The organism is Gallaecimonas xiamenensis 3-C-1 (genome assembly GCF_000299915.1).
GTDB classification, from domain to species: Bacteria; Pseudomonadota; Gammaproteobacteria; order Enterobacterales; family Gallaecimonadaceae; genus Gallaecimonas; species Gallaecimonas xiamenensis.
The window spans coordinates 1-21,018 of the sequence record NZ_AMRI01000033.1; the positions used below are offsets into that span (position 1 = coordinate 1).

Consider the following 21,018-nt stretch of genomic DNA (forward strand, 5'->3'; position numbering starts at 1 on the left):
TTGTATGGCCTATGTGGACCTCAACCCGCTTCGCGCCAAGATAGTCGATACCCCTGAGGCCTCTGCTGATGTGTCACTGTCGGCAAGGCTTAATACTGAAGACGACACTAAGCCCGCGTTACTGCCCTTTGTCACCCAGTTTAAAGACAGCCCCAAAGGTATCCCCTTTGCATTGGCTGACTACCTGGCGCTGGTGGATTGGACTGGTCGGGCACAGCGCCAAGACAAACGCGGTTTCATCAGCCAAGAGACGCCCGCCATTCTGGAACGCTTAGGCCTCGATGCCGACAGCTTCCTTATCGCTCTTGGCCAACACCAGCTGTCCCGTGGCTCTGTGATTGGCCACAAGCAAGCCCAGAGCGCCTATGCCAAAGCCCACCACCGACGACACGTGGTCGGCCCACCGATAAAAGCCGCTTAATACCCTCACAGCACGCTCATACATCCTCAGCGCCCGCTGACAATCTCGCTCGCCTTGAATCTGCACTTTTAACAGCAAAACGCGGTATCAGCGTGAAGTCCCCCTCACCCAAAGCGTATTGATATGGCGACGAGAAGACACGTCGAGCTTACTCTTTATGGCTACTCAGAAGATGGGTGTCCTTTGTTAAATACTAAAATACCAACAAGCAGACTTTTAAGGTCCGTTCCATTCATACTGTCATTTTTCCTTGAATAGCTAACAATAGTTATGAAGCTGGCTCGTTTTCACTCATTAGACCACTGGTCAGAATAACTGCAACTCGTTATTTTACAAGACTAATGCATCAGTCCCACTCAAGCGGCTGCGCAAAAATGCGCCGGCTCCTTTTGCTGATTGGACCGGCTTCTTATCTTGAAGTCGGACCATCTGATAAATCATTTACTCTCAGTGAGAACCGAAAAAAAGAACCGAAAAAAACGAAAAAAAAGGACACCCATCCAATCATGGCGAAGTCGCATTTTGAAAACTAGCCTTGTAAGACCCTTCTCTAGATAAAGGCTCCGGCCATGACCCGCCCGCGCTCTGAACTGGTGTCGGTGAACGACACGCCCTACTACCACTGCATTGGTCGCTGCGTTCGCCGTGCCTTTCTCTGTGGCAAAGACACGCTCACCGGCCAGGACTTCAGCCACCGCAAGGCTTGGGTGATGGAGCGGCTGAAGGTGTTGCAATCTGTCTTTACCATCGAGCTGTGCGCCTATGCGGTGATGTCCAATCATTACCATCTGGTGGTGCATGTGGATGCGAAAGCCGCAGCCGCGTTAGACGATGAGGCTGTTATGGCGCGATGGGAGCAGTTGTTCTCACTACCGCTGCTGGTCAGTCGCTACCGAACCGGTAAGCTAACCTGTGACGCTGAACGCACTGTGGCGCGGTTACATATCGACAAACTGCGGCAGCGCTTGTGTGACCTATCTTGGTTTATGCGTTGCTTGAACGAGCATATTGCCCGTAGGGCCAATGAAGAGGACCATTGCAAAGGCCGGTTTTGGGAGGCACGTTTTAAGTCCCAAGCCATTTTGGATGAAGCAGGGTTACTGGCCTGCATGGCCTATGTGGACCTCAACCCCCTTCGCGCCAAGATAGTGGATACCCCTGAGGCCTCTGCTGATGTGTCACTGTCGGCAAGGCTTAATACTGAAGACGACACTAAGCCCGCGTTACTGCCCTTTGTCACCCAGTTTAAAGACAGCCCCAAAGGTATCCCCTTTGCATTGGCTGACTACCTGGCGCTGGTGGATTGGACTGGTCGGGCACAGCGCCAAGACAAACGCGGCTTTATCAGCCAAGAGACGCCTGCCATTTTGGAGCGCTTAGGCCTCGATGCCGACAGCTTCCTTATCGCCCTTGGCCAACACCAGCTTTCCCGTGGCACGGTGATTGGCCACAAGCAAGCCCAAAGTGCCTACGCCAAAGCCCACCACCGACGACACGTAGTAGGCCCACCAATAAAGGCCGCGTAAGCCCTCATACCGATCAAATGACCCACTTCAGTGACCACTGACGTCCCCGCACGGCCAAAAATCATCACTTCAACGTCCACCGAAATGCAATAACCCTTAAAGCTAATTAATGGCATGTCCGGCTTGCTGGATCCGACACCTTCAAGAAATACGTATTGGGGTCACTCAGAAGATGGGTGTCCTTTTTTATTTTTTTAGCCAAGAGACGCCCGCCATTCTGGAACGCTTAGGCCTCAATGCCGACAGCTTCCTTATCGCCCTTGGCCAACACCAGCTTTCCCGTGGCTCTGTGATTGGCCAAAAACAGGCTCAAAGTGCCTACGCCAAAGCCCATCACCGACGGCACGTGGTCGGCCCACCGATAAAAGCCGCTTAACTCCCCCTGCACCGCCACACTCACAGACCTTCGGCACCCGCTGATAATCTCGCTCGCCTTGGATTTGCATTTTTAACAACAAAACACGGTATCAGCGTGAAGTCCCCCTCACCCAAAGCGTATTGATATGGCGACGAGAAGACACGTCGAGCTTACTCTTTATGGCTGCTCAGAAGATGGGTGTCCTTTATTTTTGCAATTCTAACGGGTTTAGCTTAACCATCTTGAACATGGTGCCAAGGGGCATGCTGCTGCAAGCGCCAAGCAGCATCAGCATGCCTAACACCACGATGTTTCTAAGTTTCATAATCAACCGGAGGATGTTGGGGGGGTTGCGTGATTAGGCTTTCATTTTTTAAAAAGTTCAGTGTTAATAGTCACAGGAGAGCCGTAAACCTATGCCCGTCCAACTAGCGGTGGCATATGGTCGGCCCACCGATAAAAGCCGCGTAAGCCACTCATACCGATCAAATGATCCGCTTCAGTGGCCACTGACATTCCCGCGCGGCCAAAAATCATCACTTCAACGCCCACCGAAATGCAATAACCCTTAAAGCCAATTAAAGGCATGCCCGGCTTGCTGGATACGACACCTTCAAGAAACACGTATTTCGAACACTCAGAAGATGGGTGTCCTTTATTATTTATTTCGAGGCCATTCAGAAGATGGGCGTCCTCTGTTATTTCACCTTTGAGAAATACGTTTTTGGCTACTTAGAAGATGGGTGTCCTTTATTACTGATGTTAAAGCCAATTAAATGCATGCCCGGTTTTCTGAAACTAGTACCTTTAAGAAATACGTCTTTGGGTTACTCAGAAGATGGGTGTCATTTTTTATTTTCTAACTTAACAACGTGGAGCTTATGATTCCTGTCGAAGATATTCTTGAAGTCGATTAGCTATATCAAGGGAGCTAATGTGTCGCTGTGTTGAAGGTTGAACCATTTTTTTCCATAACCCATTACCATTTAACAAAGATTCCCGAATCAAAGTAGATGAAACCACTTTATCTTCAAGATTCTCCCATAGTACTTCAACTTTATAGCCCGCTTGTGACAAGCGCTCTACTTTAGCTTTATTCCACGATTCCCTAATTGTCGTAAAGCAGACAGTATTAATATCAATAAACTGGTAAAGTTTTTCAGGTTCATCAATAGGGAATGGAATAAAATCAAATTTGGATCTATCGATATTCGCGTCTAGTAACGCGTCTTTTATAATATTGATCCTTTCCAAATAGGTAAGTGGATTTGATGACAGAACACTTCTGTTTGGAGAGTCATTACACTTTTTTAATTCTTCAATATCGTACTGGGTAATGCCAATCCAAAGAAAATCACAGGATTTTAATGCTGCTAGAGCGTAATCTAAATGTTCATTGTGAAATGGCTGAAACCTTCCATGAATTGACCCAACTTTCATATTAACCCCTAACTTTTATTATTTGATTTTCAGTACTCACATGAGGTGAAGCTGTGCCTATATGCATCAACTTGTCAAACCACATACCTAATTCAGCACCTTGTTCAACTATCATTAAGATCGGACCATTTATTTCGCCACCAAATAACACATCCAGCACTACATCATTTAACCTTTCGACTGAGGAAACACATGCTCCAAATGACTCAAGATTAGATTTCGCTGAACATCCTAAATAATGCTCGATGTTAGCAAAATCTATATTTAGCGGACTAATAATCCTATCCAAATCTAATGATGCACAATACTGCTGACTTTTTAAAAAAGAGGCTATGTGACCAATTAAACCAAACCCTGAAATGTCTGTTGAGTACTTTACTAATTCAGATTGAATAAAATATAACCATGTGGAATTACTTTCTAAAAGCAACTGTTTTGAACAAAGATTAGCATCACCAGCTCTATGCTTTTGAGTTGTCCAAAAACCAATAGGTTTAGTTAAAAAAATATCATACTCGCCACTCAATCTAGCTTTCGATTTTAACTCTTTGGCTGTGCCATTCATTGCTATTGTGACCGATGTCTGATCGGCCCTAAATGTGTGGTAATTACAAGAGTTTATTTCCCTCTCATTTAATGCTACTTTCAAGCTATTAAATAATTGTTTTATCTCATTAACATTAAGGCTTGCGCTAACACCAACACTCACGTTTGCTTGAATCGGGTAAACTCCTGATGCGAATAAATCATTAGCACAATGCAACACAGTCGCCTTTGTAAATAATGCAATATCACTTGTAAACGGAAACACGGTGTCAATCGAACTTACTAAGAATTCATCGTTAATTTTTACAATATTATTATCTGGTATTAAAAATGAATAATCATTCTCATCTAGTAGTGATTTAAGGCTATGTGCAGGAACCTTGTTTCCACATCCAAAATAGGTTTGATCGTAATCTAACATTTATAGTCCAAATTTTGTCCAATCATCTTTGTCGTAAATCCTATTTTTTTCACTCTGCTTCCATAAGTCATTGAAATAATTCTCAAATGCTCTGTAATAGAGAAGTTTTCCGTTATTATTAGTAGGACAGTGCAGATGCAATTGAGGCGCAGATGTTCCTTTATCGTTGTTTCCAAACGAATTAAATGAGCACAAACAATAATGTTCATTGAAAAACATTAATCTAAAAACAGGCATATCCTCTTGAATTTCTGCATCATAGAATCTAATTTCTAGTTTTTCTGTATTTTGATGGATTGTTTTAATTCTGTTCAACGAAGTCTTTACATTGTCAGCATATTCATTTTGTTGCTTACCATCATTGAGTGCCATCTCCACTAGTGCTTTATTATTTGGATTACAAAGTAATAACTGAACTCTATTTTGCCTTGAAGCTGAATTTATCGCCTCCGAAAATTCATCTTCAAGTTGAGTCAACTTATCAGCACCAGTACCTAATACCTTAAGGTTTCTTTTTGTGAGCTTTAAAGCTTTTTTATAATCAATACCTTCAGCTATATTTACATCAACCCCAACTATACCTACCTTTCTAAAATTGAGAATTTCCTTAGCTAACACCCAAGTAGTAATAAAAAGAGCATAGCTTATAACCAAAGCAGCAACTAAAATATCGACTTTATTAAAATATACAAAGAGCAATGTTAACAATATAAAAATTGGAGTAAACCAAATCGCAATAATCGGACTCGAAAAACTTAATGAAGTTTCTTTAAATCCATTTTTTAACTTGTTGTATATTGCACTAAATATCCAAAAGAGAATTTGAAAAACGACACTAGCTATTAGAGATAGATAAACGCTATGTATATCATTTTGATTCATGTTAATATTTCCATTTATTTAAAATTTTATCTATAAGTTCTACCGACCAATTCTCATAATCCGTCTTGTTTTTTATAACATCACTTATGTGAGTTAATTCATCATTAATGTGGTAGCCTTTCTCACCAACTTCGTAATCTTCATTAATCATTTCAACTAAATATACCAGCCCCAAATGCTGACTACTTACATCTCTTGTAGAATCATAAAGTAAGCCAATTGGTGTCATAACTGAATCTGGTGAAATGGTAATTTCTTCTTCTAATTCTCGCTTAATAAATGGGTGAGTCGACTCTGGGTCAAAAGGGTCAAATAAAGAGTTAACTTCTTCATATGTAATATGCCCTCCAAAAATAATCGACCGTTCTCCATGTAACCTTGACTCAGGAGCTTTTGCAGATCTAGTGTGAGTTATGATTTTATCTTTAAATTTAATTATAAAAACAGAGATTAATTGAACAACCGAATAATCTTCTTCAGCTTCATGCCTAACCATAGGCGTACAATTTTCTTTGAACCAATTAGAGTCTATAGGAACTTCGTTTAAACCGTTGATGGAGACTATTTGGGGTAAGATATTTCTATCAAATACAGGTAAATATTCATCCATTAGCTGATTTCTTTTCTTTGTCGCTTCGTACTCTTTATACTTTCCGGGGCTGTCATTCAGCCATTTTCTCAGACCAAATGTTCCTTTCTGTAACCTTACAAATTTTGATGCGCTTTCTAATTGATCTATGTTTTCAGCAAGCCTTGCTCTAATTGCTGTTTTAGGAGTTTTACCTGTGAAATCATATAAACAATTTGATTCTATTTCTCTCAAGATCGCTTCCGCTGTCAAGGGTTTTTTAACTTGAGCTAAGACAATGTGTATTATGTCTAGAAGACTCTTTTCCATTAAACTGTCCTTAACTCATGTCTCGAATAAACTCTTTTCGCATCCATAGCCTATCCGACTTGGCGAAATTACCATCAAAGGTAAATGAAAAATTTCTTTCAATCAAACGCTTAGTTTTTCTATCTTCCGTAAAAATCAAGTTATAGCCTTTGTTAATGTCCGAAATAACTACAAACCAAAGTTGTTCATTCGTTGCGTATTTTTCTTGTATGTATTTAGTCGCAGTACCTGTTAAAAAGTATGTTTCGATTAATTCTTCGGAATCTAACATCTCAAGTTGCCCAATGAAGCAATCTTCACCTTTCCAATCGTGAGTTTTTACGTCATTTAGAAGAACATTCTTAAAATCATTCAATAATTGATGTTCAATATGTGAATAGTACTCCGTTATCAATTCCGATTTGAAAAATCCCAATTTCTCGATACCAATTTTTGCTTCAATATCCCTGTCAGTTGTTACAAATGCTTTTAAGTTTAATGTGTTGGAGACTATTGCTAAATAAAGCAATTTAGCTATCGACTCTGGAAGTTGATGAACTTTTTCAAGCTTGACATATTTTTCCCATATCAATGTTGCACACGAACCTACATGTTTTATGTGCACAAACTTGCCAAGTTTATCTTTCCAATATTTTTCAAATCCAAAATGATGGTCATAAATCTCGATGATTTTTTCATGATCAACAAAACTTTCAAAATACTCAGGATTGGATATATCAACTAATGCATACTTAAATCTACCCGAACTGGGTAATTCATTCTCAAATAAGTCATTAACTTCGACTTTTACATATTCGGGAATGGTTCCATTCATTTTTCCTGTATGACATGCGACTGACTCTCTACCACATAGTCTATGTAAACAACTTAATGCTAAAGAACAAGCGAGAACGTCTATGTCTATATAAGCAGAACCAGAGGTAACAATTACAGTTTCATTAGTTTCAATAAATTGTGTATTACTCATAATTATTAATTAGCTTATCTAGCCCCAATTTGTCAGCGAAACTCTTGTTTCTTATGTGTGCTCTTTTTGCCATATCAGATAATCTAATTACTTCAAGTCTCATATCTGCAATCACACTGCGATCATTCTTTTTTACAGCTCGAATTGGAATAGAATCTCTATACCAAGAACCAGTAACTGATTCTTCATACTCATTCAGATCAGCTTCATTGAATATTTTTCCACCAATGACATATCTCAACTTTTACCTGACCATAATTCGCAATTAGTTGGCAATATATTGGCATCTGCTGGAGGTAATCGGCTAGATCTGTTTCTGGTTATTTAAACTCTACCACGATGCATTTTCCTTCGTCAGAAAATAGAAAGACATAAGGTCTACGATCTGGCTTAAACTCCATCCCTTTCATTTCCTCTAAAGCTTCGGGAGCAATAACTGGTCTGCCATCTTTGAGCTCCATCTTGGTAAATTGTGTTTCAGAAAACCCATCAAAATTAACAATTTATTCGTCCAACACCCAAAGATTATTTATGCCTGAACTAGTTTTTCCTTTTAAATATGAACATCATAAATGATGCTTCCTCGATCTCTGCTTTTCCTTTGGGTATTTCTTTGATTTGTACATCTAGCTAATTTTTCAGTATCTTGCTCAAAAGTAAAAAAGGACACCCATCTGTTTATACAGGAATTCGTTAGCGGTCTAGGCTTAAAGCTCATTAGCTAAAGGATTAGCGTCATGACCCGCCCGCACTCTGAACTGGTATCGATTAACGACACGCCTTACTACCACTGCATTTGCCGCTGTGTTCGCCGCGCCTTTCTCTGTGGCAAAGACAACCTCACTGGCCAGGACTTCAGTCACCGCAAAGCCTGGGTGATGGACCGGCTGAAGGTGTTGCAATCTGTCTTTACCATTGAGCTTTGTGCCTATGCGGTGATGTCCAATCATTACCATCTGGTGGTGCATGCGGATGCCAAAGCCGCAGCGGCGGTGGACGATGACGCGGTGATGGCTCGCTGGGAGGTGCTGTTTTCTTTGCCACTCCTCATTAGCCGGTACCTGGCTGGCAAGCTAAGAACAAAGGACATCCACTTCTAAACTTTTATAAAATCAAAACCCCAACGAAGCCACCCGCTCTTGGAGCCCCTTTAAGTAAAGCGCCTTTACGCCAGGAGCGTGAGCTGACGCGAGACAGGGATGTCGAGCGAGCGGAGGACGCGTCGGGAACCGTACGCAGCGGTCAGCGGCAAGCGACTAGAGGAAAGGACATCGCGTAACGCCGGGGCGGTGCCTTTGGGCACTTTGTGCGAAAACAAAGTGCCTCGCCCGCCGGGGCGAGTCCCGGCATTTAAACGAACAACAAGGAAGCTAGCAGCCTGCAAAATCCGCAACGCGCTAATGGAAACCTGACCAAACCAAAACCCACGCTACCGCCCTTGGGTGTGGTCCCCAAAATCCCTTTGCTTATTCCCGGCAGTCCTTGCCACTCCATTAAGCATTCACATAAACGCAACTTAAACCACCATAACCACATCAAGGTTACGGGTAAACCGCTTGGCATCAAAAATTGGCAAAAAAGTGATACGCCTAACCTGAGTCAAAAGAGCAATATCGAAGCCCACGCTTTTGACGCCCGTTAAGTGCAGCGCTTTGCTGGAGGGAGTGAAGGGGCAGCTGAGACAGGGATGCGAAGGGGCCGCCTAGGTGCAGGTGAGTACGCGTCGGGGCGAAGCTTGTATGTCGAAGCACAGCTTCGATGCTGCTGAGCGCGAGCACAGGACGTGCGAGCCGGAAGGAGCCGCCATGGAAGGCTGACAACAGCGAGCACTTTGACAGCTACCCACAAAGAAAACGAACCCTCCCTCACCAAAAAAGCCGCTTAACGCGGCTTTTTTGTCACTCACTCTGGATCGTACCCGAGGATCGGCGCCAACCACCTTTCCGTCTGCTCGATAGTCCAGCCCTTACGCCGCGCGTAATCTTGCACCTGGTCACGGTCGATATCCGATACGCCGAAGTAGCGGGATTCGGGGTTGGCAAAGTACCAGCCGGACACGGCGGCGGTGGGGAACATGGCAAAGCTCTCGGTGATATTAAGGCCGATACGCTGATCGGGCTTCAGAATCTCCCATAAGAGCCCTTTCTCGGTGTGATCCGGGCAGGCGGGGTAGCCGGGGGCTGGGCGTATGCCTTTGTAGCGCTCACGAATAAGATCTTCGTTATTCAGCGCCTCATCGGCGGCGTAGCCCCAGAACTCTTTACGCACCCGCTCGTGCATGCGCTCGGCAAAGGCTTCTGCCAAACGGTCGGCCAGGGCTTTGAGCATAATGGCCGAATAATCGTCCCCGGCTTTTTCGAACGCTTCTACATATGGGTCGATGCCGATACCGGCGGTTACCGCAAAGCCGCCCATGTAGTCTTGCACCGTGCCTTTGGGGGCTACGAAGTCTGACAGGGCAAAGTTGTGGTTGCCGGCCCGCTCCATCTGCTGGCGAAGGTGGTGCAGGCGCACCGTGCCTTCATCGGTTTCGATATCGATATCGTCAAAGTCGACGCTGTTGGCCGGGAAGAGGCCAATCACGGCGCGGGCGGTGAGCCATTTCTCGCTGAGGATTTTTTCGAGCATCGCCTGGGCGTTGTCGAACAGCTCTTTGGCCTCGGCGCCGACGGTGGGGTTTTTCAAGATGTCCGGGTAGCGGCCGTGCAGCTCCCAGGAGCGGAAAAACGGTGTCCAGTCGATACGCTCAATCAAATCTTCAAGGGGGTAGTCGTCAAACACCTGGATGCCCAGCTTGTTGGGCTTGAAGGGCTGGTAGTTGGCCCAGTCGGTGCTGGCGCGGTTGTCGCGGGCAGCGGCCAGGCTCACCAGGGCCTTGCGGCGGCCTTGGCTGAGGCGCTTTTCGCGCATGATGTCGTACTCTTTGTACTCCTGGGCCACCAGGGCGTCGCGGCCGCCGCCGATGAGCTTGCTGACCACCGGCACGGTGCGCGAGGCGTCCGCTACGTACAGGGCGCCGTGCTCGTAGTGGGGGGCTATTTTCACGGCGGTGTGGATTTTCGAGGTGGTGGCGCCACCAATAATAACCGGCAGGCTGATCCCGGCCTTTTTAAAGGCTTTGACGTTGTGGATCATCTCGTCCAGCGACGGGGTAATGAGCCCCGACATGCCAATCACGTCGGCGTTGTGGGTTTTGGCGGCCTCGATGATCTTCTCGACCGACACCATCACTCCAAGGTCAATCACCTCAAAGCCGTTACATTGCAGCACCACGCCAACAATGTTCTTGCCGATGTCGTGCACGTCACCTTTGACGGTGGCCATCACCACCCGGCCGTTGGACTTGCCCTCTTCTTTCTCGGCCTCGATATAAGGGGTGAGGTAGGCCACCGCCTTTTTCATGACCCGCGCGGATTTCACCACCTGGGGCAGGAACATCTTGCCGGCACCAAAGAGGTCCCCCACCACGTTCATGCCGTCCATCAGCGGCCCTTCTATTACATCCAGCGGGCGGGTGGCGGCGGCGCGGGCCAGTTCGGTGTCTTCGTCGATAAAATCGGTAATGCCTTTAACCAGGGCGTATTCCAGGCGTTTATTGACCGGCAGTTCGCGCCAGGCCTGGGTTTGGGCTTCTTTCTCGGTGCCGTCGCCCCGGTAGTCGTCGGCAATGGCCAGCAGCCGCTCGGTGGAATCATCGCGGCGGTTCATCACCACGTCTTCCACCGCTTCACGGAGCTTGTCGTCGATATCGTCATAAATGGCCAGCTGGCCAGCGTTGACGATACCCATGCTCAGCCCCGCCTTGATGGCGTGGTAGAGGAACACGGCGTGGATGGCTTCGCGCACCGGGTTGTTGCCCCGGAACGAGAAGCTGACGTTACTGACCCCGCCGGAGATACGGGCATGAGGAAGCGTGTCGCGAATGGTGCGGCAGGCCTCGATAAAGGCGACGCCGTAGTCGTTGTGCTCGTCGATGCCGGTGGCTACGGCGAAGATGTTGGGGTCGAAGATGATGTCTTCGGGGGGGAAATCCACTTCGTCTACCAAGATGCGGTAGGCGCGGGTGCAAATTTCCACCTTGCGCTGGTAGGTATCGGCCTGGCCGTCTTCGTCAAAGGCCATGACCACCATGGCGGCGCCGTAGCGGCGAATAAGCCGGGCCTGGGCTTTAAAGTTCTCCACCCCTTCTTTCATGGAGATGGAGTTGACAATGCCTTTGCCTTGAATGCATTTGAGGCCCGCTTCGATGGCGTGCCATTTACTGGAGTCAATCATGATCGGCACCCGGCTGATGTCGGGCTCCGAGGCAATCAGGTTTAAAAAGCGCACCATGGCCGCTTCGGCATCGAGCATGCCTTCGTCCATGTTGATGTCGATAATTTGCGCCCCGGCTTCCACCTGCTGGCGCGCCACCTCAAGGGCGGTTTCGTAATCGCCAGATTTGATGAGCTTCAAGAACCGCGCCGAGCCGGTGACGTTGGTGCGCTCACCCACGTTCACAAAGAGGCTGTCTGCAAAGATGTTGCAGGGCTCAAGGCCAGCCAGGCGAGTGGCTACCGGGATGTCCGGCAGCGCCCGGGGCTTAAGGCCCTTCACCGCTTCGGCCATGGCCTTGATGTGCGCAGGGGTGGTTCCGCAGCAGCCCCCCACCAGGTTCAGCCAGCCGTCCAGGGCCCACTGGCCGATAAATTCGACCATCTGCTCGGGGGTTTCGTCGTAGCCGCCAAATTCGTTGGGCAGGCCGGCGTTGGGGTGCACCGACACATAGCACTCGGCAATGCGTGACAGCTCTTCTATATAAGGGGCCAGCTCCTTGGGGCCCAGGGCGCAGTTAAGGCCCATGGACAGCGGCCGCACGTGGCGCAGCGAGTTGTAAAAGGCTTCGGTGGTCTGGCCGGTAAGGGTACGGCCTGAGGCGTCGGTAATGGTGCCGGAGATCATCACCGGCAGCTTGATCCCCTTTTGCTCAAAAAGCGCGTCTACCGCAAAGAGCGCCGCCTTGGCGTTCAAGGTATCGAAGATGGTTTCCACCAGTATGATGTCGGCGCCGCCGTCAATCAGCGCCTCGGTAGACTCGGTGTAGGCCGCGACCAGCTGGTCAAAGCTGACGTTGCGAAAGCCGGGGTCGTTGACATCGGGGCTGATGGAGCAGGTACGGTTGGTGGGGCCCAATACCCCGGCAACGAAGCGGGCAATGCCGGTTTCACTTGCCACTTCATCGGCGGCCTGGCGGGCCAGGCGGGCCGCTTCGAGGTTTATCTCTTTGGACAGCGCCTCCATGCCGTAGTCTGCCATGGCGATGGGGGTGGCGTTAAAGCTGTTGGTCTCGATGATGTCGGCCCCCGCCAGCAGGTACTGGCGGTGGATGTCCTTGATGACCTTGGGCTGGGTAAGCACCAATAAGTCATTGTTACCCTTGAGATCGCTCGGCCAATCGGCGAACCTGTCGCCGCGAAAGTCGTTCTCCTCCAACTGGCGGTTCTGGATCATGGTGCCCATGCCGCCGTCGATAATGAGGATGCGGTCTTTGAGAGCGGCAAGGAGTTGTTCGGACATCGGACACCATTGGACGTTTATACGTTTGGACGGCCATAATACGCAAATTGGCAAAAAACAGGTAGCCCTAATGTCCCACCAAGAGCGCCAACAGCGGCTCAAAGAAAAGGTCGACGCCCGTATCGAGGCCGCCACAGATGAGAAAGGCATCCTGCTGGTGTTAACCGGCAACGGCAAAGGCAAATCCACCGCCGCTTTTGGCACAGTGTGCCGGGCCGTGGGCCATGGCCAAACGGCAGCCGTGGCGCAGTTTATAAAAGGTAGCTGGGCCTGCGGCGAGCGCGACCTGTTACAGAGCCACGGCGTACCCTTCGCGGTAATGGCCACCGGCTTTACCTGGGAAACCCAGAGCCGCGAGCTGGATATGGCCGCCGCCCAAAAGGTGTGGGATGACGCCAAGGCCTGGCTTAAAGACCCGGCTATTAACCTCGTTGTGCTGGACGAGCTTACCTACATGCTGAGCTATGACTACCTCAATATCGACGAGGTGCTGGAGGCCATTGCCAACCGCCCTGCCCTGCAGCATGTGGTGGTGACCGGCCGAGGCGCCCACCGCCGCCTTGTGGAGATGGCCGATACGGTGTCGGAGATTCGCCCGGTCAAACACGCCTTTGACGCCGGCATCAAGGCCCAGCTCGGCCTTGATTACTGATAAAAAAGCCCCGCTAGAGCGGGGCTTTTTTCAGGGGCGAAAGAGCTGGAATTTAAGCGTTTCGCTGATGGTGAAGTAATCGGCCGGGCCGCCACCGCGAAGGGCCGGCTGGGCGGCGGCGGTGTCGAAGATGCCGTCTTTTAAGAGGCTTTTGTCGATATGCACCCCTACCACTTCCCCCAGCACCAGCCAGCTGTCTACCGCTTCCCCTGCCGCCGTGGTGAGCTGGATGCATTGGCTGAGCTTGCACTCAAAGGCTACCGGGGTCTCGGCCACATGGGGCACGGCGACCACGCTTGAGGCCTTGGGGGTCAGCCCCGCTAGCTGAAATTCGTCCACCTCCGGGCCGACGCCGGCGCAGGTTTGGTTCATTTTTTCTGCCAGGGGCTTGGTGACCAGGTTCCAGCAAAACTCGCCGGTCTCTTGGATGTTGTTGAGGCTGTCTTTGGCGCCGATGCTGGCAAAGCCGATGATGGGCGGCACGTAGTTAAAGGCGTTGAAAAAACTGTAGGGCGCCAGGTTCAGCACGCCGCCTCCACTTTGGCTGGAGATCCAGCCGATGGGCCGAGGCGCGATGATGGCGTTAAAAGGGTCGTGGGGCAGGCCGTGGCCTTTGGTGGGTTCGTAGAAATGACGATCGGACATCTGACACTCGTTATTTACAGCAGGCGGGTGCCCAGCGGCACGGTTTTGTCGGGTATGCACAGGGCCACGGCGCCGTTCTGGTCATGAAAGCCGGTCACCAGGCATTCGGACATCAAAGGCCCTATCTGTTTTTTCGGAAAATTGACCACAGCCACCACCTGGCGGCCCACCAGTTCTTCGGGCTGGTAGTGGTCGGTGATCTGCGCCGAGGACTTTCGCACCCCCAGCTCAGGGCCGAAATCCACGTGCAGCACATAAGCCGGTTTGCGGGCTTCTTTGAAAGGCTCGGCAGCCACTACCTGCCCTACCCTCAGTTCGACTTTTAAAAAGTCCTCAAAGCCGATGGTTTCCATCAGAACGACTCCCTGGTGCCAGGCCGGCCTCTGCCGGTTGGCCCTGTTGCTGGCAGTTACAGGATTTCACTATACGCATCAACAGCTTGGTTTTTGAAGTCTGAGCGGGGCACCATTTTGAAAAAAGATCACAGCCTGGGTGGTTAATTTTCATGCTACTGCCAGAAATGGGCTATAGCTTAACCTTGCGCGTTATGTGTTCAGGGAAGGCCGACAGAGTTTGGGATCCCGCGCCTTTCCCGCCGCTGCGCGTTGCTGTCGGGCCTTGCCCGTCTCCCCCACACTACCTTTGAGGACACACCATGAACGCTTTTAAAGCGGAAGACTTTGTCGACCCCAGCCTGACCCAGGCCCTGGCCGAGTGGAAGGACTTTTACAGCCATTCCCTGACCAAGGGCTTTGATCTGTTCAACGCCTATGCCCCCATCAAGGACGCGGTGCAAGCCAGCGAGACCTTCCTGGCCAGCGTCAAGGACCTGAACTGGAAGCCGGACCTGGACGGCTTCGCCAAGGCCCCGGCCCTGGACAGCGAGGCCCTGGCGGAACTGACCGAGCTGCAAAACAGCAGCACCGCCAAGCTCTGGGACCATTACAACCAGTCCCTCAAGGCCACCCAGGCCTATGGGGAATCCCTGGTGGCCCTGGCCAAGGAGCCGAAAACGCCCCAGGTAATGATGGCCGGCTACCTGAGCTCCACCTTGGACGCCGTCAAGCAGTACCAGGCCGGGCTAAACGCCCAGTTGGCCACCCTGAGCGAGATCCAGGGGGCTTATAAGGGCTGGTTTGAAAAGGCCTGCCTGGACAAGAGCAGCCCGGCTCCCGCCAAGGCCCCGGCCAAGGCAGCCGCCAAAAAGGAACCGGCCACCGCTTAAGGGCAAAGGCCCATTGAAAAAGGCGCCCTTGGCGCCTTTTTTGTTACCAGCCAGCTCCCAGGCTGATAAGGGCCAGGGCTGCCGGCAGGGCCTGCACGAACAGGATCTTGCGGCTGGCGGTCAGGGCACCATAGACCCCCGCCACCAGCACACAGCCGAGGAAGAAGCCCAGTACCCCAAGACCTGCCGCTCCCAGCCACAGGCCCCACACCAGGCCGGCGGCCAAGAAGCCGTTGTAGAGCCCTTGGTTGGCGGCCAACACCTTGGTCTGGGCGGCCTGCTCGGCGCTCATGCCAAAGGCGCGGCGCCCGGCAGGCTTGTCCCAAAGGAACATTTCCAGCACCAAGATGTAACCATGAATGGCCGCCACCAGGGCCGCCAGCAGTTGGGTTATCAGCATGTCTTCTCCTTTAGCCGTCCACCGGCTGGGCCGGGGTGTCCAGGGTCAATTGGTAAAAAGCCAAGTCCAGCCAGCGGCCGAATTTGAAGGCCACCTCCGTCAAGGTGCCGGCGTGGACAAAGCCCAGTTTGAGGTGCAGGGCCTTGCTGGCTTCGTTGGCCGCATCTATGCCCCCCACCAGCACGTGGTATTGCTGGCCCCGGGCCGCGTCGATAATGGCCTTGAGCAGCACCTTGCCAAGGCCTTTGCCCCTGTGGCCCGGGTGCAGGTAGAGGGAGTGTTCCACCGTGTACTTGTTGGCGGGCCTGGGCCGAAAGGGGCCGTAACTGGCAAAGCCCATCAGGGCGCCGCTGTCGTCTTCCAGGCCCAGCACCGGGTATTGGTGGGCGGCCTTGTCGGCAAACCACTGGTCCATGTCAGCCTGGGTGCGGGGCTGGTAATCGTAGAGGGCGGTGGAGTGCAGTATGGCGTCGTTGAAGATGGCCAGTATGGCGTCGCCGTGGCGAGCCTGGGTGCAATGGATGAGTTTCATATCAGTGATTGTCCGACAAGGCCAGGCGAGCCCCCAGGCCCAAAAACAGCGCCCCCATGCTGCGGCCCAGCCACAGGGCCAGGCGCTGGCTGGCCTTGACCTTGCTGCTGGCGTAGGCGGTAAAGAGCTCCAGGCCATGGCACCAGAGCATGCCGTTGAGGTTAAACACCAGCCCCAGGAACACGAAGGCCAGGGCCTTGTCCGGGGCGTCGGGGCGGATGAACTGGGGCACAAAGGCCAAAAAGAACAGGGCCACTTTGGGGTTGAGCACATTGGTTAAAAAGCCCTGGGCAAAGGTACGCGCCAAGCGCTGTGGCTTGAGGGCATGGGGCTGGGCCTTTTCCCTGCCTTTGGCCAGCAGCATGCTCAGGCCCATATACAGCAGGTAACAGGCCCCCAGCAACTTGACCAGGGTGAAGGCGGTAGCCGAGGTGGCCAGCAGCGCCGACAGCCCCAGGGCCGCCGCCAGTATATGCACCAGGGTGCCGGCGCCTATGCCAAGGGCCGCCGCCGATCCGGCCCGCCAACCCTGGCTGGCGCTGCGGGCCATGATCAACAGGGAATCGGGCCCGGGGATCATATTGAGCAGCAGCCCCGACAGCATAAACAGCAGCAGATCTTGGGTACCTAACATGGCGAGGGTAGCTCCGCAGGGGGAAGTGAGACACTATGACAATGAAGCACAAGGCTTATCAAGGACTTCACATCATGGGAACCCGACTTTACCTGGGCCAGGAAAGCTGGCTTGGCCATGGGGACAGGCGCTGGGCCCTGCCGCAGCCGGCCCTGGATGGCGAGCCGCCCACGGCCATGGCATTGGAGGCGGCCATAGGCCAATTGGAAGAGGTGATCATGCCCCTGGCCCGGGACCTGCCGCCGGGCACCGCGCTTAAGCTCGATGGTCCCGGCGCCAACGCCTTTGACTTGCCGTTGGCACTGGCCGCCGTGGAAGCGGCCTTCGGGGATTTGGCCAGGGCCGCCGAGCGTCGCTCCTATGTGGGCGGCCCGGCCTTCAGCCCGGCCCAGGTGTCATGGCTGCTGACCCTGCGCGAAGTGATGCATCACCTGGGTTTTACCGAGGCCAGCCGAGCTTAGAAGCCCAGCTCTTCCAGCACCGCCAGGTGGGCGATGTTTTCTTCCATGGGGCAATAGGCGTACATGGGGGAGCCCACGTAATAGCCTTTGTAGTTGCACAGCTGGTCACGGTACTGGCGCCAGTTGTCTTCAAAACGGGTGAAATCCTCTGCGGCTTCTTCGCTGTTGTCGGCAGCGATGGTCTTGGCGATGGCCTTGACCTTGGCTTTGATGGCCTTGTCGGCGCTGTCGGCCACGGTGCCGGCGCAATAGTCCACCACCCCGTTGTTGATGGGGCCGTTGTCCTTGACGCACTGATCGTATTGGGCCTGGAAGTCCTGGGCAAAGCCAGCGGTGGCCATCAGGGCCAGCAGGGAAAGGTATTTCATCGAGACATCCTTGATGGGTGGGCGCCCGCCCTGGGCGCCAGGCCGGCCACTTTAGCCCCTGGGGCAGCGGCCGGCAACGGGAAATGGGTTCAGAGGGCCATGATGAATTGGCGTTCTTCCTGGGTAAGAATGGCGTCGGTGCTCCAGCCGTTGTAGCTGTCTTCTGGGCGCACCTCGCGAAGGCTGGCCTGGCTGCCCTGCTCCTTGTCCTGGAAGCTTTGGGTATTCAGCTCTGCGTCCATCATGGCTACTTGTACGTCGCGCATTGTCTACTCCACCTCTTTGAAATGAAATTTGTCGTTATCGAGTTGCCGGGCGCTTTTAACGTGGGAACCGCGCCAGTGGCTGTTTTTCATCTTGGAGAAATGACGGTGGCACAGGCCGGCCCTTGGGGCATGGCACCATGCAGTAGATGGTTGTTTTCTTCGAGTGCCGGTCGTGCTTCATTTGCAACAACATCCTTATCCACATCACCGATACAGTGGCCCGCCAGGGGGAACCCTTGTCCCAGCCCTTTGCCGGCCACTCCTTGAAGATCCGACCCTGTGGCGACAAAACTTTAGGATTTTTCAGATGAAATGCCGCTGGTGAGCGGTGAGCGGTGGGGCAAAAGTCCCGCCAGCAGGGCCGCTGGCAGCGGCCATGGCAGAATGTCAGTTGGGAGAGGTTACCGGCCGGCAGGACGCCGGCCAGTACAGGGCGCCTTAACCGGCCACCACGCAGTTACGGCCTTGCTTCTTGGCCTTGTACAGGGCCTTGTCGGCGGCCTTGATGATCTGTTCGGCCTTCTCCTGGCCATAGCCTTTTTCCGAGACGCCGATACTGACGGTGATCTGCACCTTCTTGTTGTTGCGGGGCCCCTTGCCGCGCTGCTCGGGGGTGCCGACCTTACGCTTGCTCTTGTCCCGCACGATAAAGGGGGTGGTGGCGATCAGCTCACGGACCTCGTCCAGGTAGGTCATGGCGTCGTCCTTGCTGCGGCCGTTGAAGATGAGGGTAAATTCCTCGCCCCCGTAACGGAACACCTCGCCACCGCCGCCCACCTGGGCGATTTTGCTGGCCACCATGGCCAGCACGTCGTCACCCACGTCGTGGCCGTAGGTGTCGTTGAAGCTTTTGAAATGGTCGATATCGAGCATGGCCAGGCTGTAGTGGCGCGACAAGCCCGCCAGGCGCTCGAACAGCTTGCGCCGGCCGTTAAGGCCGGTGAGGGCGTCCCGGTAGGCCAGGTCGTGGGAGTTCTTGATGCCGGTCAGCAAGGCGATAAGCAGGGCCGCCGTGGCAAAGATGCTGGAGATAAAGGGCACGTCCAGGCAATAAAGGGGCACCAGGTTGGCCAGCATGACAAAATGCAGCCCCGCTTCGATGGTGCCCCGGCGCAGCAGGAAGCACAGCACGCTGGCGCCGATAAGGGGAATGGAGATCAGCAGGCCGTTGGCGCTGATAAAGAGCCCGTCGTAGCGCTTGGGAGCAAAGTGGCTATCCAGGGGCAGCACCACATTGGGGCCACGCAACTGGTAGATGGCGATGGCTATCAGTAACGCCAGCACCACCACGCTGTATAGGGACATGGCGCTGGGGTGGCTAAGGCCCCTTTCCACGAAGAGCTGGTTAAGGAGCATGGCCAGGGGCAGGCCCAGCACCAACAAGGTGTAGACGTAACGCACCAGGGGCTCGCTGATGGGCCTTTGCAGATAGGCCTGGATCAACACATAGCCCAGCAGGGTCAACACCACGCTCATCAGCAACTGGCGTTTGGAAAACTGGATAGCCAGCCACACCCCCACCATGCCCAGAGCATAGGGCAGCCACAGCAAGGCCGATTGCCACTCGCCGGTGATCCGCTCGTTAAAGAAGGTGGCGGCAGCCGCCAGCAGCAAGATAAAAAAAGGTGGAAGCAAAGTGCCGATCAATTGTCGTTGGGCCATCCATATACCTTGGTAACAGCAGGACTTGTTTTTGGGCGCTAGTCGTAAGCCTGCCTCAAGGCAGATCTTGGCTTTTCCCCTCTGAGGCGACCATAGCCCAGGAGGACTTTAGGGAAAAGTGCGTCAAAATGGCAAAAGCCGCTGGCAGCGGCCAAATGCCGGTGTTGGGCGGTAAAACGCTGCTCAAGCCAGCGCCGGTTGCAGCCGGGTCCAGGCCAACAGCAAAACGCTGGCCGACAGCAACCAGACCAAGGTGGCCAGGCCCAGGGTCCAGGCCAGGCTCAGCCGGGCACTGAGATGGTAGACCGCCAGCAGGTAGGCGCCGTAGGGCAGCAGGGCGTAAAGCCCAAAGAGGGCCGTTTGGCGCAAGGCGGCTGGGCCTTGCTCCTTTGCCACCAGGTAGTGGGCAATAAGGGCAAAGGTGGGAAAGAGCGGCACCAGGCCTGCCAGGTAAACAAAGCGGCTGCGCGACAACAGGCTTATCAGCAGCACCGCAGCGGCGCCAAGCAGGCTTTTAAGGAAAAGGGGCAGCACCGGGCACCTCTGGCAGGTTGAGAGCCTGAGCCTAGGGCCCCTGCCCGCCCTTGCCAAGGGCCACTGCGCCCAAGTGCCACCGGGACAAACCCAATGGCCACAGCGCCTAGGGGTTGGCCTTGGCCGCCGCCCGGCACAGCTGGTCGGCCATTTTCAGCAAGGTGGGCAGCCGATGCTGGCCGCTCATGGCACCTATGCAGGCCTTGGCCCACGCCAGATCGGCGGTGCTGGTCACAAAGAGCGGTTTCTGGCTTTGCCCTCTCAGTAACTCGTGGGCCTGCCCTATGCCGGCAAAGGCTTTCTTGGCGACGCCAATGACGCAGCCCTGGCCCCCAAGGGCCTGGTGCAGATGCCAGCCCAGGCCAGGCTTGCTGTGGCCGTCCAGGTAGACGTAACCGTCAATCACGATAACCTTTGGCGCCAGCCGGTGTTCTTGCAGCAGGGCCAGCAGGCAAGGCAACTCGCGCTTGTAGAACTGCCCGGGCAGGTAAGGTGCCACAGGCCCTACCCGGCTCAGGTATTGGCCGCAGGCCTGGGCCGAGTGCCAGTCATTGAAGGCCACGGCGGCCACCAGGGCTTGGTCACCCTGGTATTGCACATCCATTGCCAGCAACATCAGTTTTG

Annotated in this window: 22 protein-coding genes and 1 pseudogene; 6 read left to right on the forward strand and 17 right to left on the reverse strand. The window is 52.6% G+C overall.

What is annotated here, in order from left to right; all coding sequences use genetic code 11:
- Together B3C1_RS20485 and B3C1_RS17370 are read left to right on the forward strand one after the other, a co-directional pair.
- A pseudogene (locus tag B3C1_RS20485) lies at nt 1–421 on the forward strand (alpha-amylase family glycosyl hydrolase); the annotation flags it as partial.
- Between the two features lie 569 nt (nt 422–990).
- Nucleotides 991–1,947, forward strand: coding sequence for a transposase (locus B3C1_RS17370; RefSeq protein ID WP_008486427.1), 957 nt, complete (start codon nt 991–993; stop codon nt 1,945–1,947).
- A gap of 1,237 nt (nt 1,948–3,184) precedes the next feature.
- Here B3C1_RS17370 and B3C1_RS20330 read toward each other — a convergent pair.
- Genes B3C1_RS20330 through B3C1_RS20345 form a run of 6 tightly spaced genes read right to left on the reverse strand, consistent with a single transcriptional unit; the run spans nt 3,185 to nt 7,700 of the window.
- On the reverse strand, nt 3,185–3,745 hold the full coding sequence (locus tag B3C1_RS20330; RefSeq protein WP_008486429.1) for a nucleotidyl transferase family protein: 561 nt from the start codon (nt 3,743–3,745) through the stop codon (nt 3,185–3,187).
- Nucleotide 3,746: 1 nt separating this feature from the next.
- A complete protein-coding gene (locus tag B3C1_RS20335; RefSeq protein ID WP_156804617.1) occupies nt 3,747–4,712 on the reverse strand; it encodes an AIR synthase related protein in 966 nt (321 codons plus the stop codon).
- Nucleotides 4,713–5,594, reverse strand: coding sequence for a hypothetical protein (locus B3C1_RS20340; RefSeq protein ID WP_156804618.1), 882 nt, complete (start codon nt 5,592–5,594; stop codon nt 4,713–4,715). It abuts the gene before it with no gap.
- Between the two features lies 1 nt (nt 5,595).
- Nucleotides 5,596–6,492 (reverse strand): HTH domain-containing protein, encoded by an 897-nt coding sequence (locus tag B3C1_RS19945; RefSeq protein ID WP_083858388.1) that lies wholly within the window; start codon nt 6,490–6,492, stop codon nt 5,596–5,598.
- Between the two features lie 10 nt (nt 6,493–6,502).
- The gene (locus tag B3C1_RS19950) at nt 6,503–7,459 is read right to left on the reverse strand and encodes a DHH family phosphoesterase (protein ID WP_083858389.1); all 957 of its coding nucleotides are present in this window, start codon (nt 7,457–7,459) and stop codon (nt 6,503–6,505) included.
- Nucleotides 7,452–7,700 carry a hypothetical protein gene (locus B3C1_RS20345; protein ID WP_156804619.1) on the reverse strand — a complete coding sequence of 83 codons (249 nt, stop codon included), beginning with the start codon at nt 7,698–7,700 and terminating at the stop codon, nt 7,452–7,454. The genes B3C1_RS19950 and B3C1_RS20345 overlap by 8 nt, the downstream gene beginning before the upstream one ends.
- Nucleotides 7,701–8,196: 496 nt before the next feature.
- On the opposite strand from B3C1_RS20345, the gene B3C1_RS17385 reads away from it, so the two are divergent.
- The gene (locus B3C1_RS17385; protein WP_008486431.1) at nt 8,197–8,559 is read left to right on the forward strand and encodes a transposase; all 363 of its coding nucleotides are present in this window, start codon (nt 8,197–8,199) and stop codon (nt 8,557–8,559) included.
- A gap of 802 nt (nt 8,560–9,361) precedes the next feature.
- Here the strand turns inward: B3C1_RS17385 and metH are convergent.
- On the reverse strand, nt 9,362–13,015 hold the full coding sequence (metH, locus tag B3C1_RS17390; RefSeq protein WP_008486433.1) for a methionine synthase: 3,654 nt from the start codon (nt 13,013–13,015) through the stop codon (nt 9,362–9,364).
- Between the two features lie 70 nt (nt 13,016–13,085).
- On the opposite strand from metH, the gene cobO reads away from it, so the two are divergent.
- A complete protein-coding gene (gene cobO, locus B3C1_RS17395; protein ID WP_008486434.1) occupies nt 13,086–13,667 on the forward strand; it encodes a cob(I)yrinic acid a,c-diamide adenosyltransferase in 582 nt (193 codons plus the stop codon).
- Between the two features lie 30 nt (nt 13,668–13,697).
- Here cobO and B3C1_RS17400 read toward each other — a convergent pair whose 3' ends face one another.
- Both B3C1_RS17400 and B3C1_RS17405 read right to left on the reverse strand, forming a co-directional pair.
- Nucleotides 13,698–14,312 (reverse strand): flavin reductase family protein, encoded by a 615-nt coding sequence (locus B3C1_RS17400; RefSeq protein ID WP_008486435.1) that lies wholly within the window; start codon nt 14,310–14,312, stop codon nt 13,698–13,700.
- Between the two features lie 14 nt (nt 14,313–14,326).
- The gene (locus B3C1_RS17405; protein ID WP_008486436.1) at nt 14,327–14,665 is read right to left on the reverse strand and encodes a tRNA-binding protein; all 339 of its coding nucleotides are present in this window, start codon (nt 14,663–14,665) and stop codon (nt 14,327–14,329) included.
- A gap of 302 nt (nt 14,666–14,967) precedes the next feature.
- Between B3C1_RS17405 and B3C1_RS17410 the strand changes: the two genes are divergently transcribed.
- Complete coding sequence (locus B3C1_RS17410) at nt 14,968–15,537, forward strand: hypothetical protein (RefSeq protein ID WP_008486437.1); 570 nt, start codon at nt 14,968–14,970, stop codon at nt 15,535–15,537.
- Nucleotides 15,538–15,580: 43 nt separating this feature from the next.
- Here B3C1_RS17410 and B3C1_RS17415 read toward each other — a convergent pair whose 3' ends face one another.
- Genes B3C1_RS17415 through B3C1_RS17425 form a run of 3 tightly spaced genes read right to left on the reverse strand, consistent with a single transcriptional unit; the run spans nt 15,581 to nt 17,103 of the window.
- Nucleotides 15,581–15,937 carry a DUF1304 domain-containing protein gene (locus B3C1_RS17415; RefSeq protein WP_008486438.1) on the reverse strand — a complete coding sequence of 119 codons (357 nt, stop codon included), beginning with the start codon at nt 15,935–15,937 and terminating at the stop codon, nt 15,581–15,583.
- A 10-nt stretch (nt 15,938–15,947) separates the two neighbouring features.
- Nucleotides 15,948–16,469: a GNAT family N-acetyltransferase gene (locus B3C1_RS17420; protein WP_008486439.1), complete on the reverse strand. Its 522-nt coding sequence runs from the start codon at nt 16,467–16,469 to the stop codon at nt 15,948–15,950.
- 1 nt (nt 16,470) lies between these two features.
- On the reverse strand, nt 16,471–17,103 hold the full coding sequence (locus B3C1_RS17425; RefSeq protein ID WP_008486440.1) for a LysE family translocator: 633 nt from the start codon (nt 17,101–17,103) through the stop codon (nt 16,471–16,473).
- Nucleotides 17,104–17,177: 74 nt separating this feature from the next.
- On the opposite strand from B3C1_RS17425, the gene B3C1_RS17430 reads away from it, so the two are divergent.
- Nucleotides 17,178–17,564, forward strand: coding sequence for a hypothetical protein (locus tag B3C1_RS17430; RefSeq protein WP_008486441.1), 387 nt, complete (start codon nt 17,178–17,180; stop codon nt 17,562–17,564).
- On the opposite strand, the gene B3C1_RS17435 is transcribed toward B3C1_RS17430, so the two are convergent.
- The 5 genes from B3C1_RS17435 to B3C1_RS17450 all read right to left on the reverse strand — a co-directional run bounded on the left by B3C1_RS17435 (nt 17,561) and on the right by B3C1_RS17450 (nt 21,010).
- Nucleotides 17,561–17,932, reverse strand: coding sequence for a lysozyme inhibitor LprI family protein (locus B3C1_RS17435; protein ID WP_008486443.1), 372 nt, complete (start codon nt 17,930–17,932; stop codon nt 17,561–17,563). The two genes, B3C1_RS17430 and B3C1_RS17435, sit on opposite strands and share 4 nt — an antisense overlap.
- An 89-nt stretch (nt 17,933–18,021) precedes the next feature.
- On the reverse strand, nt 18,022–18,198 hold the full coding sequence (locus B3C1_RS20350; RefSeq protein ID WP_156804620.1) for a hypothetical protein: 177 nt from the start codon (nt 18,196–18,198) through the stop codon (nt 18,022–18,024).
- A gap of 438 nt (nt 18,199–18,636) precedes the next feature.
- Nucleotides 18,637–19,860 carry a GGDEF domain-containing protein gene (locus B3C1_RS17440; protein ID WP_008486445.1) on the reverse strand — a complete coding sequence of 408 codons (1,224 nt, stop codon included), beginning with the start codon at nt 19,858–19,860 and terminating at the stop codon, nt 18,637–18,639.
- Nucleotides 19,861–20,043: 183 nt separating this feature from the next.
- Nucleotides 20,044–20,391 carry a GlpM family protein gene (locus B3C1_RS17445; protein ID WP_336391135.1) on the reverse strand — a complete coding sequence of 116 codons (348 nt, stop codon included), beginning with the start codon at nt 20,389–20,391 and terminating at the stop codon, nt 20,044–20,046.
- Nucleotides 20,392–20,500: 109 nt separating this feature from the next.
- Nucleotides 20,501–21,010 carry an endonuclease V gene (locus B3C1_RS17450; RefSeq protein WP_008486448.1) on the reverse strand — a complete coding sequence of 170 codons (510 nt, stop codon included), beginning with the start codon at nt 21,008–21,010 and terminating at the stop codon, nt 20,501–20,503.
- Between the last annotated feature and the right edge of the window lie 8 nt (nt 21,011–21,018).

What these genes read in the sequence shown, in the direction of transcription:
- B3C1_RS17370 (WP_008486427.1), top strand. Translation starts at nt 991, where the DNA reads ATGACCCGCCCGCGCTCTGAACTGGTGTCGGTGAACGACACGCCCTAC.
- B3C1_RS20330 (WP_008486429.1), bottom strand. Translation starts at nt 3,745, where the DNA reads ATGAAAGTTGGGTCAATTCATGGAAGGTTTCAGCCATTTCACAATGAA.
- B3C1_RS20335 (WP_156804617.1), bottom strand. Translation starts at nt 4,712, where the DNA reads ATGTTAGATTACGATCAAACCTATTTTGGATGTGGAAACAAGGTTCCT.
- B3C1_RS20340 (WP_156804618.1), bottom strand. Translation starts at nt 5,594, where the DNA reads ATGAATCAAAATGATATACATAGCGTTTATCTATCTCTAATAGCTAGT.
- B3C1_RS19945 (WP_083858388.1), bottom strand. Translation starts at nt 6,492, where the DNA reads ATGGAAAAGAGTCTTCTAGACATAATACACATTGTCTTAGCTCAAGTT.
- B3C1_RS19950 (WP_083858389.1), bottom strand. Translation starts at nt 7,459, where the DNA reads ATGAGTAATACACAATTTATTGAAACTAATGAAACTGTAATTGTTACC.
- B3C1_RS17385 (WP_008486431.1), top strand. Translation starts at nt 8,197, where the DNA reads ATGACCCGCCCGCACTCTGAACTGGTATCGATTAACGACACGCCTTAC.
- metH (WP_008486433.1), bottom strand. Translation starts at nt 13,015, where the DNA reads ATGTCCGAACAACTCCTTGCCGCTCTCAAAGACCGCATCCTCATTATC.
- cobO (WP_008486434.1), top strand. Translation starts at nt 13,086, where the DNA reads ATGTCCCACCAAGAGCGCCAACAGCGGCTCAAAGAAAAGGTCGACGCC.
- B3C1_RS17400 (WP_008486435.1), bottom strand. Translation starts at nt 14,312, where the DNA reads ATGTCCGATCGTCATTTCTACGAACCCACCAAAGGCCACGGCCTGCCC.
- B3C1_RS17405 (WP_008486436.1), bottom strand. Translation starts at nt 14,665, where the DNA reads ATGGAAACCATCGGCTTTGAGGACTTTTTAAAAGTCGAACTGAGGGTA.
- B3C1_RS17410 (WP_008486437.1), top strand. Translation starts at nt 14,968, where the DNA reads ATGAACGCTTTTAAAGCGGAAGACTTTGTCGACCCCAGCCTGACCCAG.
- B3C1_RS17415 (WP_008486438.1), bottom strand. Translation starts at nt 15,937, where the DNA reads ATGCTGATAACCCAACTGCTGGCGGCCCTGGTGGCGGCCATTCATGGT.
- B3C1_RS17420 (WP_008486439.1), bottom strand. Translation starts at nt 16,469, where the DNA reads ATGAAACTCATCCATTGCACCCAGGCTCGCCACGGCGACGCCATACTG.
- B3C1_RS17425 (WP_008486440.1), bottom strand. Translation starts at nt 17,103, where the DNA reads ATGTTAGGTACCCAAGATCTGCTGCTGTTTATGCTGTCGGGGCTGCTG.
- B3C1_RS17430 (WP_008486441.1), top strand. Translation starts at nt 17,178, where the DNA reads ATGGGAACCCGACTTTACCTGGGCCAGGAAAGCTGGCTTGGCCATGGG.
- B3C1_RS17435 (WP_008486443.1), bottom strand. Translation starts at nt 17,932, where the DNA reads ATGAAATACCTTTCCCTGCTGGCCCTGATGGCCACCGCTGGCTTTGCC.
- B3C1_RS20350 (WP_156804620.1), bottom strand. Translation starts at nt 18,198, where the DNA reads ATGCGCGACGTACAAGTAGCCATGATGGACGCAGAGCTGAATACCCAA.
- B3C1_RS17440 (WP_008486445.1), bottom strand. Translation starts at nt 19,860, where the DNA reads ATGGCCCAACGACAATTGATCGGCACTTTGCTTCCACCTTTTTTTATC.
- B3C1_RS17450 (WP_008486448.1), bottom strand. Translation starts at nt 21,010, where the DNA reads ATGTTGCTGGCAATGGATGTGCAATACCAGGGTGACCAAGCCCTGGTG.